At 70.7% G+C, this 12849-nt stretch carries 12 protein-coding genes; all 12 read right to left on the bottom strand.

Features of this window, described 5'->3' with window-relative positions:
- Positions 1–19: 19 nt before the first annotated feature.
- The 12 genes from nuoL to OG455_RS17170 all read right to left on the bottom strand — a co-directional run bounded on the left by nuoL (position 20) and on the right by OG455_RS17170 (position 12649).
- A complete protein-coding gene (gene nuoL / locus OG455_RS17115) occupies positions 20–1915 on the bottom strand; it encodes an NADH-quinone oxidoreductase subunit L (protein ID WP_266294583.1) in 1896 nt (631 codons plus the stop codon).
- 8 nt (positions 1916–1923) lie between these two features.
- Positions 1924–2223: an NADH-quinone oxidoreductase subunit NuoK gene (gene nuoK, locus OG455_RS17120; protein ID WP_266294585.1), complete on the bottom strand. Its 300-nt coding sequence runs from the start codon at positions 2221–2223 to the stop codon at positions 1924–1926.
- Positions 2220–3074: an NADH-quinone oxidoreductase subunit J gene (locus OG455_RS17125; protein ID WP_266294587.1), complete on the bottom strand. Its 855-nt coding sequence runs from the start codon at positions 3072–3074 to the stop codon at positions 2220–2222. The genes nuoK and OG455_RS17125 overlap by 4 nt, the downstream gene beginning before the upstream one ends.
- Positions 3071–3646 carry an NADH-quinone oxidoreductase subunit NuoI gene (gene nuoI / locus OG455_RS17130; protein WP_266294589.1) on the bottom strand — a complete coding sequence of 192 codons (576 nt, stop codon included), beginning with the start codon at positions 3644–3646 and terminating at the stop codon, positions 3071–3073. The genes OG455_RS17125 and nuoI overlap by 4 nt, the downstream gene beginning before the upstream one ends.
- A gap of 15 nt (positions 3647–3661) precedes the next feature.
- The gene (gene nuoH / locus OG455_RS17135; protein WP_266294591.1) at positions 3662–5020 is read right to left on the bottom strand and encodes an NADH-quinone oxidoreductase subunit NuoH; all 1359 of its coding nucleotides are present in this window, start codon (positions 5018–5020) and stop codon (positions 3662–3664) included.
- Positions 5020–7479 (bottom strand): NADH-quinone oxidoreductase subunit G, encoded by a 2460-nt coding sequence (locus tag OG455_RS17140; RefSeq protein WP_266294593.1) that lies wholly within the window; start codon positions 7477–7479, stop codon positions 5020–5022. Before OG455_RS17140 ends, nuoH begins: the two co-directional genes overlap by 1 nt.
- Positions 7476–8840, bottom strand: coding sequence for an NADH-quinone oxidoreductase subunit NuoF (gene nuoF, locus OG455_RS17145; protein ID WP_266294595.1), 1365 nt, complete (start codon positions 8838–8840; stop codon positions 7476–7478). The genes OG455_RS17140 and nuoF overlap by 4 nt, the downstream gene beginning before the upstream one ends.
- Positions 8840–9628 carry an NADH-quinone oxidoreductase subunit NuoE gene (nuoE, locus tag OG455_RS17150; RefSeq protein WP_266294597.1) on the bottom strand — a complete coding sequence of 263 codons (789 nt, stop codon included), beginning with the start codon at positions 9626–9628 and terminating at the stop codon, positions 8840–8842. Before nuoE ends, nuoF begins: the two co-directional genes overlap by 1 nt.
- A complete protein-coding gene (locus tag OG455_RS17155; RefSeq protein ID WP_266294599.1) occupies positions 9625–10953 on the bottom strand; it encodes an NADH-quinone oxidoreductase subunit D in 1329 nt (442 codons plus the stop codon). The genes nuoE and OG455_RS17155 overlap by 4 nt, the downstream gene beginning before the upstream one ends.
- Positions 10953–11675, bottom strand: a complete 723-nt coding sequence (locus OG455_RS17160; RefSeq protein WP_266294601.1) for an NADH-quinone oxidoreductase subunit C — start codon at positions 11673–11675, stop codon at positions 10953–10955. The genes OG455_RS17155 and OG455_RS17160 overlap by 1 nt, the downstream gene beginning before the upstream one ends.
- Entirely contained in the window at positions 11672–12226 is a 555-nt protein-coding gene (locus OG455_RS17165; protein WP_266294603.1) for an NADH-quinone oxidoreductase subunit B family protein, read from the bottom strand. Before OG455_RS17165 ends, OG455_RS17160 begins: the two co-directional genes overlap by 4 nt.
- A 63-nt stretch (positions 12227–12289) precedes the next feature.
- Entirely contained in the window at positions 12290–12649 is a 360-nt protein-coding gene (locus OG455_RS17170; RefSeq protein WP_033822576.1) for an NADH-quinone oxidoreductase subunit A, read from the bottom strand.
- Positions 12650–12849 lie beyond the last annotated feature (200 nt).

The following is a 12849-nucleotide window of genomic DNA, read 5'->3' on the forward strand; positions in this document are numbered from 1 at the left end:
TGACGATGTGTCATGTCTTTCATACCGACCTCATCAGGAGGGTGGTGGCGACCAGGACCAGCGTGCCGCCGAACATGGAGAGGGCGTAGGAGCGGACGTAGCCGTTCTGCACCCGGCGCAGCCGGCTGGAGATGCCGCCGATGCTCGCGGCCAGGCCGTTGACGAAGCCGTCCAGCCCCCTGCTGTCGAAGTAGACGAGCGCGGCGGTGAGCGCGGAGCCGGGGCGCACCAGGGCGGCGTGGTTGAAGTCGTCCTGCAGCAGGTCGCGGCGGGCCGCCCGGGTGAGCGCGGAGCCGACCGGCGGGGTGACCGGGATCGGGGAGCGCGCGTACATCTGGATGGCGAGGGCGACACCGGCCAGCATGCAGGCGATGCTCAGGGTCATGACGGCCCAGCCGGGCAGCGGCGAGTCGCCCTCGCTGAAGCCGGTGACCGGCTCCAGCCAGTGCTGGAAGGAGTTGTTCAGGGTGAAGAGGCCGCCCGCGAGGACCGAGCCGACGGCCAGCACGACCATCGGGACGGTCATCGACTTCGGCGACTCGTGCGGGTGCGGCTGGTGGCCCTCGGCGTCCGGCTGCCAGCGCTTCTCGCCGAAGAAGGTCAGGATCATCACCCGGGTCATGTAGAACGCGGTGATGGCCGCGCCGAGCAGGGTGACCAGGCCGAGGATCCAGCCCTCGGTGCCGCCCTTGGCGAAGGCCGCCTCGATGATCTTGTCCTTGGACCAGAAGCCGGACGGCCCGGGGAACCCGATGATCGCCAGGTAGCCGAGCCCGAAGGTGACGTAGGTGATCGGCAGGTACTTGCGCAGGCCGCCGTAGTGGCGCATGTTCACCTCGTCGTTCATGCCGTGCATGACCGATCCGGCGCCGAGGAAGAGCCCGGCCTTGAAGAAGCCGTGGGTGACCAGGTGCATGATCGCGAAGACGTAGCCGATCGGGCCCAGGCCCGCCGCCAGGATCATGTAGCCGATCTGCGACATGGTCGAGCCGGCCAGCGCCTTCTTGATGTCGTCCTTGGCGCAACCGACGATCGCCCCGAAGATCAGCGTCACGGCGCCGACGCAGACCACCGCGAGCTGGGCGTCCGGCGCCCGGTTGAAGATCGCGTTCGACCGGGTGATCAGGTAGACGCCGGCGGTCACCATGGTGGCCGCGTGGATCAGCGCGGAGACCGGGGTCGGGCCCTCCATCGCGTCGCCGAGCCAGCTCTGCAGCGGCACCTGGGCCGACTTGCCGCAGGCCGCCAGCAGCAGCAGCAGCCCGATCGCGGTCAGCCGCCCGGAGCTCGCCTGGTGCACGGTGTCGAAGACCGGGCCGAAGGTGAAACTGCCGAACTGGGTGAACATCAGCATGATCGCGATGGACAGGCCCACGTCGCCGACCCGGTTGACGATGAAGGCCTTCTTGGCCGCGGTGGCCGCGCTCGGCTTGTGCTGCCAGAAGCCGATCAGCAGGTACGAGGCGAGGCCCACCCCCTCCCACCCGACGTACAGCAGCAGGTAGTTGTTCGCCAGCACCAGCAGCAGCATGGCGGCCAGGAAGAGGTTGAGGTAGCCGAAGAAGCGGCGGCGGCGCTCGTCGTGGGCCATGTAGCCCGTGGAGTAGACGTGGATCAGGGTGCCGACGCCGGTGATCAGCAGCACGAAGGTCATCGAGAGCTGGTCGAGCTGGAAGGCCACGTCGGCCTGGAAGCCGGCCACCGGGATCCAGGTGAACAGGTGGACGGAGACCGGCCGTTGGTCGACGCCGCGGCCCAGCATCGAGAAGAAGAGCAGCGCCGCGAAGACGAAGGAGAGCAGCGCCGCGAACGTGCCCAGCCAGTGGCCGAACCGGTCGAGGGCGCGGCCGCCGAGCAGCAGCACGGCAGCGCCGAGCAGCGGCGCCGCGATGAGCAGCGGGATGAGAGAGTTCACCTGGGCCCCTACAGCTTCATCAGGTTGCTGTCATCGACCGAAGCCGAGTGCCTGGTCCGGAAGATGCTCACGATGATCGCCAGGCCCACCACGACCTCGGCCGCCGCGACCACCATGGTGAAGAAGGCCAGGATCTGGCCGTCCAGCGTGCCCTGCAGTCGGGAGAAGGTGACCAGGGCCAGGTTGGAGGCGTTGAGCATCAGCTCCACGCACATGAACAGGACGATCGCGTTGCGCCGGATCAGCACCCCGGAGGCGCCGATGGTGAACAGCAGGGCGGCGAGGTACAGGTAGTTGACCGGATTCACTCCGCGTCCTCCTTCGGTTCCTTCGTCGGGACGGTCTCCAGGGCCGGGCGCGGCTGGGCCGGCACCGGGCGCTCGGAGGAGGGACGGCCCAGCCAGTCGGCGCTGGTGTTCTCCAGCTCGGCCATCCGCCGCAGCATGTCCTGGCTGACGTCGCGGATCTGGCCGCGCTCGCGCAGGGTGGCCATCACCGAGTCCTCGGCGATCGTGCCGTCCGGCAGCAGGCCCGCGATGTCGACCGCGTTGTGCCGGGCGTAGACGCCGGGGGCCGGCAGCGGCGGGATCTGCTTGTTCTCCCGGATCCGCTGGGCCGCCAACTCCCGCTGGGTGCTGGGCTGCTGGACGTGCTCGCGGTGGGTGAGCACCATCGCGCCGACCGCCGCGGTGATCAGCAGCGCGCCGGTGACCTCGAAGGCCCAGACGTACTTGGTGAAGAGCAGCTGGGCCAGGCCCTGCACGTTGCCGGCGGCGTTGGCCTCGGCCAGGCCGGTGAAGTGGCCGAGCCGGGCGTGGGCGATGCCCGCGATCAGCAGCGCCCCGAAGCCCAGGCCGCAGAGCACGGCGGCGGCCCGCTGGCCCTTCAGCTGCTCCTTGAGGGAGTCGGCCGAGGTGACGCCGACCAGCATCACCACGAAGAGGAAGAGCATCATGATCGCGCCGGTGTAGACCACGATCTGCACCACGCCCAGGAAGACCGCGCCCTGGGCCAGGTAGCAGACCGCGAGCGCGAGCATGGTGGCGGCCAGGCAGAGCGCGCTGTGCACCGCCTTGCGCATGGTCAGCATGCCCAGCGCGCCGCCGACCGCGATCACCGCGAGCACCCAGAACTGGACCGCTTCGCCGGTGGAGGTCATGAGCCCACCTCCGTCTGGTGCCGCTCCTGGGTGACGGTGCCGGGCGCGGCCTCGGTGACCTCGCCCCGGTAGTAGGCGCCCTCGTCGGTGCCCGGGAAGAGCGCGTGCGGCGCCTCGACCATGCCCTCGGTCAGCCCGGAGAGCAACTGCTCCTTGGTGAAGATCAGGTCGGCCCGCGAGGAGTCGGCGAGTTCGTACTCGTTGGTCATGGTCAGCGCGCGGGTGGGGCAGGCCTCGATGCACAGCCCGCACAGGATGCAGCGGGCGTAGTTGATCTGGTAGACCGCGCCGTAGCGCTCACCCGGGGAGTAGCGCTCCTCCTCGGTGTTGTCGGCGCCCTCCACGTAGATCGCGTCCGCCGGGCAGGCCCAGGCGCACAGCTCGCAGCCGACGCACTTCTCCAGCCCGTCCGGGTGGCGGTTGAGCTGGTGGCGGCCGTGGAAGCGGGGCGCGGTGGGCTTCTTCTGCTCCGGGTACTGCTCGGTCAGCCGCTTCTTGAACATGGCCGTGAAGGTCACGCCGAAGCCGGCGGCCGGGCCCAGCAGCGACGGCTTGTCCTCTGACTCTGGCATCTCTGGCATCTCGGTTCAGCTCCCCTCGGAATGGTTGGCGCCGTTCAGCGCGTCCTGGAGCGGCTCCACGGGAACCGCCTTGGGCACCCGGCTGCGCCGGCGCGGCACCGGGGGCAGCTGCTGGCCGGGCAGCGGCGGGACGGGGTAGCCACCCGCCATCGGGTCGAACTCCTCGACCGGCTGGAACTGCCTCGCCTTGGGCTCCTTGGTCCGCATGCCGTCCCAGAGCAGCGAGAGCAGCAGCAGCGCGGCCACCGGCGCGCCCACGTAGAGCACCACGTTGCCGAAGCCGTAGCCCTCGTTGCGCAGCGCCCGGACACTGGCCACCATCACCAGCCAGACCAGCGAGACCGGGATCAGCACCTTCCAGCCGAGCTTCATGAACTGGTCGTAGCGCAGCCGGGGCAGCGTGCCGCGGAGCCAGATGAAGAAGAAGAGCAGCAGCTGGATCTTGATCACGATCCAGAGCAGCGGCCACCAGCCGTGGTTGGCGCCGGCCCAGAAGGTGGAGATCGGCCACGGGGCCCGCCAGCCGCCCAGGAAGAGGGTGCTGGCGACCGCCGAGACGGTGACCATGTTGACGTACTCGGCCAGCATGAACATCGCGAACTTCAGCGAGCTGTACTCGGTGTTGAAGCCGCCGACCAGCTCGCCCTCCGCCTCGGGCAGGTCGAACGGCGCCCGGTTGGTCTCCCCGACCATCGCGATGACGTAGACGATGAAGGAGACCGGCAGCAGCACCGCGAACCAGGTGGGCTGCTGGGATTCGACGATCTGCGAGGTGGACATCGAGCCGGAGTAGATGAAGACCGCCGCGAAGGAGAGCCCCATCGCGATCTCGTAGGAGATCATCTGGGCCGAGGAGCGCAGCCCGCCGAGCAGCGGGTAGGTCGAACCCGAGGACCAGCCGGCCAGCACGATGCCGTAGATCCCGATCGAGGCGGTGGCCAGGATGTAGAGCAGGGCCACCGGCAGGTCGGTGAGCTGCATCGGGGTGCGGGTGCCGAAGATCGAGATCTCGTTGTCGGCCGGGCCGAACGGGATCACCGCGATCGCCATGAAGGCCGGGATCGCGCAGACCACCGGGGCCAGGATGTAGACCACCTTGTCCGCCCCGGAGACCACCAGGTCCTCCTTGAGGGCGAGCTTGACCCCGTCGGCCAGCGACTGCAGCAGACCCCAGGGGCCGTGCCGGTTGGGGCCGATCCGCAGCTGCATCCAGGCGACGACCTTGCGCTCCCAGACGATCGAGACCAGCACGGTGATCAGCAGGAAGGCGAAGCAGAAGACCGCCTTGATGATCACCAGCCACCACGGGTCGCGCCCGAAGAAGCCGAGCGTCTCGTAACTGGCGGCGAGTTCCAGGCCTGTCATCAGTCCTCCCCTCCTGCCGGGGCGATGGTCACCAGGTGGCCGACCGTGGTGCCGAGCGAGCGGTACACGCCCGCTCCGGTGGAATTGAGCGGCAGCCAGACCGTGCGGTCGGGCATCTCCGCGGTGAGCTCCAGCGGCAGCACCAGCGAGCCCGCCGGACCGCTGACCCGCAGCCGCTCGCCCGCCCCGATCTCGGCGGCGGTGCCGGGCGAGAGCCGGGCGACGGCGGCGTGCCGGGTGCCAGCCAGGTGCTCGTCACCCTGCTGGAGGGTGCCGAGGTCCAGCAGCAGCCGCCAACCCGCCAGCACGGCCTGCCCGGTGGCGGGCCGGGGCAGCGGCGCCGGGTGGCCGGCCGGGGCGGTGGGGCGGTCGCCGTCCCACGGGGTGAAGGCGTCCAGTTCGCGCCGGGCGGCCCGGACGTCGGGCAGGCCCAGCCGGTGGCCGAGCGCGTCCGCCAGCATGTTCAGCACCCGCACGTCCGAGTGCAGGTGACGGCCCATCTGCTGGTCGGGCTTCAGCGCGGCCTCGAAGAGCCGCACCCGGCCCTCCCAGTCCAGGAAGGTGCCGGCCTTCTCGGCGACCGCGGCCACCGGCAGCACCACGTCGGCGTGGGCGGTGACCGCCGAGGGCCGCAGCTCCAGCGAGAGCACGAAGCCGACCCGGCTCAGCGCCTCCTCGGCCAGCTGCGGGTCCGGCAGGTCGCCGGGGTCGACCCCGCCGATCACCAGCGCGTCCAGGTCGCCGTGCGCGGCCGCAGCCAGGATCTGGCCGGTGTCGCGCCCGGGGCGGGCCGGCAGTTCGGCCACCCCCCAGGCCGCGGCGGCCTCGGCGCGGGCGGCCGGGACGCCGAGCGGACGGCCGCCGGGCAGCAGGCCCGGCAGGGCGCCGGCCTCCAGCGCGCCGCGCTCGCCGGCCCGGCGCGGGATCCAGGCGAGCCTGGCGCCGGTGGCGTGCGACAGGCGCAGCGCCGAGGTGAGCGCGCCGGCCGTCTGGGCCAGCCGCTCGCCCACCAGGATCACCGAGCCGGGCCGGCGCAGCAGTCGCGCGGCCTGGCCGGCCTCGTCGCTCAGCGGCTCCTCGGCGGTCAGCGCGCCGAGCCACTCGGCCTCGGTGCCGGGGGCGGCGGGCAGCAGCGCGCCGCCGAGCTTGTGCAGGCCCCGCGAGCGGTGGTCGGCGATCGCGAAGACCTTCAGGCCGGTGCGGCTCGCCTTGCGCAGCCGCAGGAAGACGATCGGCGACTCCTCCTCCGGCTCGAACCCGGCCAGCAGCACGGCGGGCGCGGCCTCCAGGTCGCGGTAGGTGGTGCCGGTGCCGCCGAGGTCCACGCCGCGCCCGGCCACGACGGCGGCCAGGAAGTCCGCCTCCTCACCGCTGTGCGGGCGGGCCCGGAAGTCCACGTCGTTGGTGCCGAGCACCACCCGGGCGAACTTGGCGTAGCCGTAGGCGTCCTCCACCGTCACCCGGCCGCCGGTCAGCACCGCGGTGCGGGAGCCGGCCAGGCCCTCGGCGGCCGCGGCCAGCGCCTGCGGCCAGGAGGCCGGCACCAGTTCGCCGCTCTCCCGGTCGCGCACCAGCGGGGTGGTCAGCCGGTCGCGCTGCTGGGCGTAGCGGAAGGCGAACCGGCCCTTGTCGCAGTTCCACTCCTCGTTGACCTCGGGGTCCTCGCCGGCCAGGCGGCGCAGCACCTTGCCGCGCCGGTGGTCGGTGCGCTGCGCGCAGCCGGCCGAGCAGTGCTCGCAGACGCTCGGCGAGGAGACCAGGTCGAAGGGGCGGGAGCGGAACCGGTAGGCGGCCGAGGTGAGGGCGCCGACCGGGCAGATCTGGATGGTGTTGCCGGAGAAGTACGACTCGAAGTCGTCGCCCTCGCCGATGCCGACCTGCTGCAGCGCGCCGCGCTCCACCAGGTCGATGAACGGGTCGCCGGCGATCTGCTGCGAGAAGCGGGTGCAGCGGGCGCAGAGCACGCAGCGCTCCCGGTCCAGCAGCACCTGGCTGCTGATCGGCAGCGGCTTCTCGTAGGTCCGCTTCATGCCCTCGAAGCGCGAGTCGGCCGCGCCGGTGGACATCGCCTGGTTCTGCAGCGGGCACTCGCCGCCCTTGTCGCAGACCGGGCAGTCCAGCGGGTGGTTGATCAGCAGCAGCTCCATCACGCCGCGCTGCGCCTTCTCGGCGACCGGCGAGCTGACCTGGGTGCGCACCACCATGCCCTCGGCGACCGGGATCGTGCAGGAGGCGACCGGCTTGCGCTGGCCCTCGATCTCCACGATGCACTGGCGGCAGGCGCCGGCCGGGTCGAGCAGCGGGTGGTCGCAGAACCGCGGCACCTGGGTGCCGATCTGCTCGGCCGCCCGGATCACCAGGGTGCCCTTGGGGACCCGCACCTCGACGCCGTCGATGGTGAGCGTGACGAGTTCGACCGCGGTCCTGGCCGGGTCCGTGGACGGATCGGCGATGGTCACGCGTGCACCTCCCTCTCGGTGGCGGGCTGGGGGGCCTTGGCCGGACGGCCGTCGGCCCAGACGGTGGCGGCGGCCGGATCGAACGGGCAGCGGCGCTCGGCCAGGTGCTGCTCGTACTCGGCGCGGAAGTGCTGCAGCGAGGAGGTGATCGGGCTGGCCGCGCCGTCGCCCAGGGCGCAGAACGACTTGCCGTTGATGTTGTCGGCGATGTCCAGCAACTTCTCCAGATCGCCCGGGGCGCCCTGCCCGGCCTCGATCCGCTTCAGCAACTGGACCAGCCAGTAGGTGCCTTCGCGGCACGGGGTGCACTTGCCGCAGGACTCGTGGGCGTAGAACTCGGTCCACCGGGTGACAGCGCGGACCACGCAGGTGGTCTCGTCGAAGATCTGCAGCGCCTTGGTGCCGAGCATCGAGCCGGCCGCGCCCACGCCCTCGTAGTCGAGCGGCACATCGAGGTGCTCCTCGGTGAACATCGGCGTCGAACTGCCGCCCGGGGTCCAGAACTTGAGCCGGTGGCCGGCCCTGACCCCGCCGCTGACCTCCAGCAGCTGACGGAGCGTCACACCGAGCGGCGCCTCGTACTGCCCGGGGTTGGTGACGTGCCCGGAGAGCGAGTAGAGGGTGAAGCCGGGCGACTTCTCGGTGCCCAGCGAGGTGAACCACTCCTTGCCGCGCACCAGGATCGGCGGCACCGAGGCGATCGACTCGACGTTGTTGACCACCGTCGGGCAGGCGTAGAGGCCCGCGATGGCCGGGAACGGCGGCCGCAGCCGGGGCTGGCCGCGGCGGCCCTCCAGCGAGTCGAGCAGCGCCGTCTCCTCGCCGCAGATGTAGGCGCCGGCGCCGGCGTGCACGGTGATGTCGAGGTTGGTCCCCGAACCGAGGATGTCCTGCCCGAGGTAACCCGCCTCGTAGGCCTCCGCGACGGCGGCGTGCAGCCGGCGCAGCACCGGCACCACCTCGCCGCGCAGGTAGATGAAGGCGTGGTCGCAGCGGATCGCGTAGGAGGCGATGATCATGCCCTCGATCAGCGCGTGCGGATTGGCGAAGAGCAGCGGGATGTCCTTGCAGGTCCCCGGCTCCGACTCGTCCGCGTTGACGACCAGGTAGTGCGGCTTGCCGTCGCCCTGCGGGATGAACTGCCACTTCATGCCGGTGGGGAACCCGGCGCCGCCGCGGCCACGCAGGCCGGACTCCTTGACCAGGGCGATCAGCGCGTCCGGGTCCAGCTCCAGGGCGTTGCGCAGGCCCTGGTAGCCGTCGTGGCGGCGGTACGTCTCCAGCGACCACGGCCGGTGGTCGTCCCAGGAGGCGGAGAGCACGGGGCTGAGCAGCTTCTCGGCCGGCTCGGTGGCGGACATCACGCCTCCGTCCCTTCGGCTCGCGGCCCCTCGGCTCGCGGCCCTTCGGCTCGCGGCGCGACCACCCGGGCGCCGGGCGCGCCCGGCAGCGACTCGCCCTTGGCCAGGCGCAGGCCGGCCAGCGAGGGGGCGCCGCCGGCACCGGACTCGTCGACCGCGCCGGGGCGCTCGTCGGGGAAGCCGGCCAGGATCCGGGCGGTCTCCTTGAAGGAGCAGAGCTTGGCGCCGCGGGTGGGGCGCACCTCGGCGCCCGCCCGCAGGTCGTCGACCAGTTGCTTGGCGCTCTGCGGGGTCTGGTTGTCGAAGAACTCCCAGTTGACCATCACCACCGGGGCGTAGTCGCAGGCCGCGTTGCACTCGATGTGCTCGATGGAGAGCTGCCCGTCCTCGGTGGTCTCGTTGTTCTTGATCCCGAGGTGGTCCTGCAGTTCGGCGAAGATCTGGTCGCCGCCGAGCACCGCGCAGAGCGTGTTGGTGCACACCCCCACGTGGTACTCCCCGGCCGGCCTGCGCCGGTACATGGTGTAGAAGGTGGCGACGGCGGTGACCTCGGCCGTGGTCAGCTCCAACTGCTCGGCGCAGAACCGGATCCCGGTCGAGCTGACGAAGCCCTCCTCGGCCTGGACCAGGTGCAGCAGCGGCAGCAGCGCGGAGCGGGCCTGCGGATAGCGCCCGATCAGCTCCTTCGCGTCCGCGGCGAGGCGCGTGTGCACCTCGGGTGGGTACGGCTTGGCCGGCAGCGCCGGCAGGCCGAGTTCAACACCGCCTGCTCGAACATCGGGGCTCACCTGTCCACGCCTCCCATCACCGGGTCGATCCCGGCCACCGCCACGATCACGTCAGCCACTTGGCCGCCTTCGCACATCGCCGCCATCGACTGGAGATTGGTGAACGACGGGTCCCGGAAGTGCACCCGGTACGGGCGGGTGCCGCCGTCGCTCACCACGTGCACGCCCAGCTCGCCCTTGGGCGACTCGACGGCCGTGTACGCCTGGCCGACCGGGACCCGGAAGCCCTCGGTGACCAGCTTGAAGTGGTGGATCAGGGCCTCCATGGAGGTGCCCATGATCTTCCGGATGTGGTCCAGCGAGTTGCCCATCCCGTCCGGGCCGATGGCCAGTTGGGCCGGCCAGGCGATCTTCTTGTCGGCCACCATGACCGGGCCCGGAGCGAGCCGGTCCAGGCACTGCTCCACGATCCGCAGCGACTGGCGCATCTCCTCGAGGCGGATCAGGAAGCGCCCGTAGGAGTCCGCGGTGTCGGCGACCGCCACCTCGAAGTCGTAGTCCTGGTAACCGCAGTACGGGTCCGACTTGCGCAGGTCGTGCGGCAGGCCGGTGGCCCGCAGGATCGGGCCGGTGGCGCCGAGCGCCAGGCAGCCGGCCAGGTCGAGGTGGCCGACGTCGACCAGCCGGGCCTTGAAGATCGGGTTGCCGGTGGCCAGCTTGTCGTACTCGTGCATCCGGGAGCGGAACAGCTTCACGGCCTCGCGGATCTGGTCCACCGCGCCCGGGGGCAGGTCCTGGGCCAGGCCGCCGGGGCGGACGTACGCGTGGTTCATCCGCAGGCCGGTGATGAGCTCGAAGACGTCCAGGATGAGTTCGCGGTCCCGGAAGCCGTAGATCATCAGCGTGGTGGAGCCGATCTCCATGCCGCCGGTGGCGAGGCAGACCAGGTGCGAGGAGATCCGGTTGAGCTCCATCATCAGCACCCGGATCACGGTGGCCCGGTCCGGGATCTGCTCGGTGATGCCGAGCAGCTTCTCCACCGCCAGGCAGTAGGCGGTCTCGTTGAAGATCGGGGTGAGGTAGTCCATCCGGGTGACGAAGGTGGTGCCCTGCACCCAGGAGCGGAACTCCATGTTCTTCTCGATGCCGGTGTGCAGGTAGCCGATGCCGCACCGGGCCTCGGTCACCGTCTCGCCGTCGATCTCCAGGATCAGGCGCAGCACCCCGTGGGTGGAGGGGTGCTGCGGACCCATGTTGACGATGATCCGCTCGTCGTCGGCGCGGGCGACGGCCTCGACCACCTCGCCCCAGTCGCCACCGGTGACGGTGAAGACCCGGCCCTCGGTGGTCTCGCGCGCTCCCGCCTCGTATTCGGTGCTGCTCATCAGGAGTACGACCTCCGCTGGTCGGGAGCCGGGATCTGGGCGCCCTTGTACTCGACGGGGATGCCGCCGAGCGGGTAGTCCTTGCGCTGCGGGTGGCCCAGCCAGTCGTCCGGCATCATGATCCGGGTGAGCGCCGGGTGGCCCTCGAAGACGATGCCGAAGAAGTCGTAGGTCTCCCGCTCGTGCCAGTCGTTGGTCGGGTAGACGCTGACCACCGAGGGGATCCGCGGGTCGGCGTCGGGGGCGGTGACCTCGACGCGGATCAGCCGGGTGTGGGTGATCGAGCGCAGCTGGTAGACCGCGTGCAGTTCGCGGCCCACCTCGCCCGGGTAGTGCACGCCGCTCACGCCCAGGCAGAGTTCGAAGCGCAGCGCGGGGTCGTCGCGCAGCGTGCGCACGGTGGCCAGCAGGTGTTCGCGGGCGATCTGGAAGGTCAGCTCGCCGCGGTCGACCACGGTCTTCTCGATCACCTCGGAGACCGTGAGGCCCTGCTCCTCCAGCGCGCCCTCCAGCTCGTCGGCCACCTCGTCGAACCAGCCGCCGTACGGGCGTTCGGCCGGCGCGGGCAGCACGATGGCCGCGGCCAGGCCGCCGAAGCCGGAGGTGTCGCCGCTGCCCTGGGCGCCGAACATGCCCTGGCGCCGGCCGACCACCTCGACCGGGATCTCCTGGCGGGTCTCCGGCACCACGGGGGCGCCGGGTGCCTGCTCGCTCTCGCTCATCGCAGCAGCCCCCCCATCTCGCTGGTCGGGGTGGCGTGCAGCGCCTGCTCCTCGGCCTCCAGTTCGGCCCGCCGCTTGTTCACGCCGAGCGGCTCGTGCTGGATCTTCTGGTGCAGCTTGAGGATCGCGTCCATCAGCATCTCCGGGCGGGGCGGACACCCCGGCAGGTAGATGTCCACGGGGACGATGTGGTCGACGCCCTGGACGATCGCGTAGTTGTTGAACATGCCGCCCGAGGACGCGCAGACGCCCATCGAGATGACCCACTTCGGATTGGCCATCTGGTCGTAGACCTGGCGAAGCACCGGGGCCATCTTCTGGCTCACCCGCCCGGCCACGATCATCAGGTCGGCCTGCCGCGGCGAGCCGCGGAAGACCTCCATGCCGAACCGGGCCAGGTCGTAGCGGCCGGCGCCGGTGGTCATCATCTCGATGGCGCAGCAGGCCAACCCGAAGGTGGCCGGGAAGACCGAGGCCTTTCTCACCCACCCCGCGGCACTCTCCACCGTGGTGAGCAGAAAGCCGCTCGGCAGCTTCTCCTCGATTCCCATCTACCCATCCCTCTCAGTGGCCTCAAATCCAGCTGATCGCACGGCCGTTCACGGCCGGCTCGCTCAGTCCCACTCCAGGCCGCCGCGCCGCCAGACGTAGGCGTAGGCGACGAAGACGGTGGCGATGAACAGGAGCATCTCGACCAGCCCGAAGATCCCCAGGGCGTCGAAGCTGACCGCCCACGGGTAGAGGAAGACGATCTCGATGTCGAAGACGATGAAGAGCATCGCCGTCAGGTAGTACTTGATCGGGAACCGGCCGCCGCCCACCGGCTGCGGGGTCGGTTCGATACCGCATTCGTAGGCTTCCAACTTGGCCCGGTTGTAGCGCTTCGGGCCGGTCAGCGAAGCCATCGTGACGGAGCCGACCGCGAACGCCGCCGCGATGGCACCCAGTACGAGGATCGGCGCGTAGGCATTCATCCGCCCTCGCTCCCTCCGTCCAGTCGTCCTTGACTGCAGATCGGATAGGCCGGGTCACTGTGGGGTGAACCGACCGTCCGGTTCCCGAGATCCGCCCCATGTGAGGCAGTTCACAAGCCCGGATCGAGCGCATCCTATGCCCGTCCGCTTGTGATCTGCGACACGCAGTCCGAGGGGATCTTTGTGATCTACGCCACCTC

It is taken from the genome of Kitasatospora sp. NBC_01287 (assembly GCF_026340565.1).
Lineage (GTDB): Bacteria > Actinomycetota > Actinomycetes > Streptomycetales > Streptomycetaceae > Kitasatospora.

What these genes read in the sequence shown, in the direction of transcription:
- OG455_RS17125 (WP_266294587.1), bottom strand. Translation starts at nt 3,074, where the DNA reads ATGACCTCCACCGGCGAAGCGGTCCAGTTCTGGGTGCTCGCGGTGATC.
- nuoI (WP_266294589.1), bottom strand. Translation starts at nt 3,646, where the DNA reads ATGCCAGAGTCAGAGGACAAGCCGTCGCTGCTGGGCCCGGCCGCCGGC.
- nuoH (WP_266294591.1), bottom strand. Translation starts at nt 5,020, where the DNA reads ATGACAGGCCTGGAACTCGCCGCCAGTTACGAGACGCTCGGCTTCTTC.
- nuoF (WP_266294595.1), bottom strand. Translation starts at nt 8,840, where the DNA reads ATGTCCGCCACCGAGCCGGCCGAGAAGCTGCTCAGCCCCGTGCTCTCC.
- OG455_RS17155 (WP_266294599.1), bottom strand. Translation starts at nt 10,953, where the DNA reads ATGAGCAGCACCGAATACGAGGCGGGAGCGCGCGAGACCACCGAGGGC.
- OG455_RS17160 (WP_266294601.1), bottom strand. Translation starts at nt 11,675, where the DNA reads ATGAGCGAGAGCGAGCAGGCACCCGGCGCCCCCGTGGTGCCGGAGACC.
- OG455_RS17165 (WP_266294603.1), bottom strand. Translation starts at nt 12,226, where the DNA reads ATGGGAATCGAGGAGAAGCTGCCGAGCGGCTTTCTGCTCACCACGGTG.
- OG455_RS17170 (WP_033822576.1), bottom strand. Translation starts at nt 12,649, where the DNA reads ATGAATGCCTACGCGCCGATCCTCGTACTGGGTGCCATCGCGGCGGCG.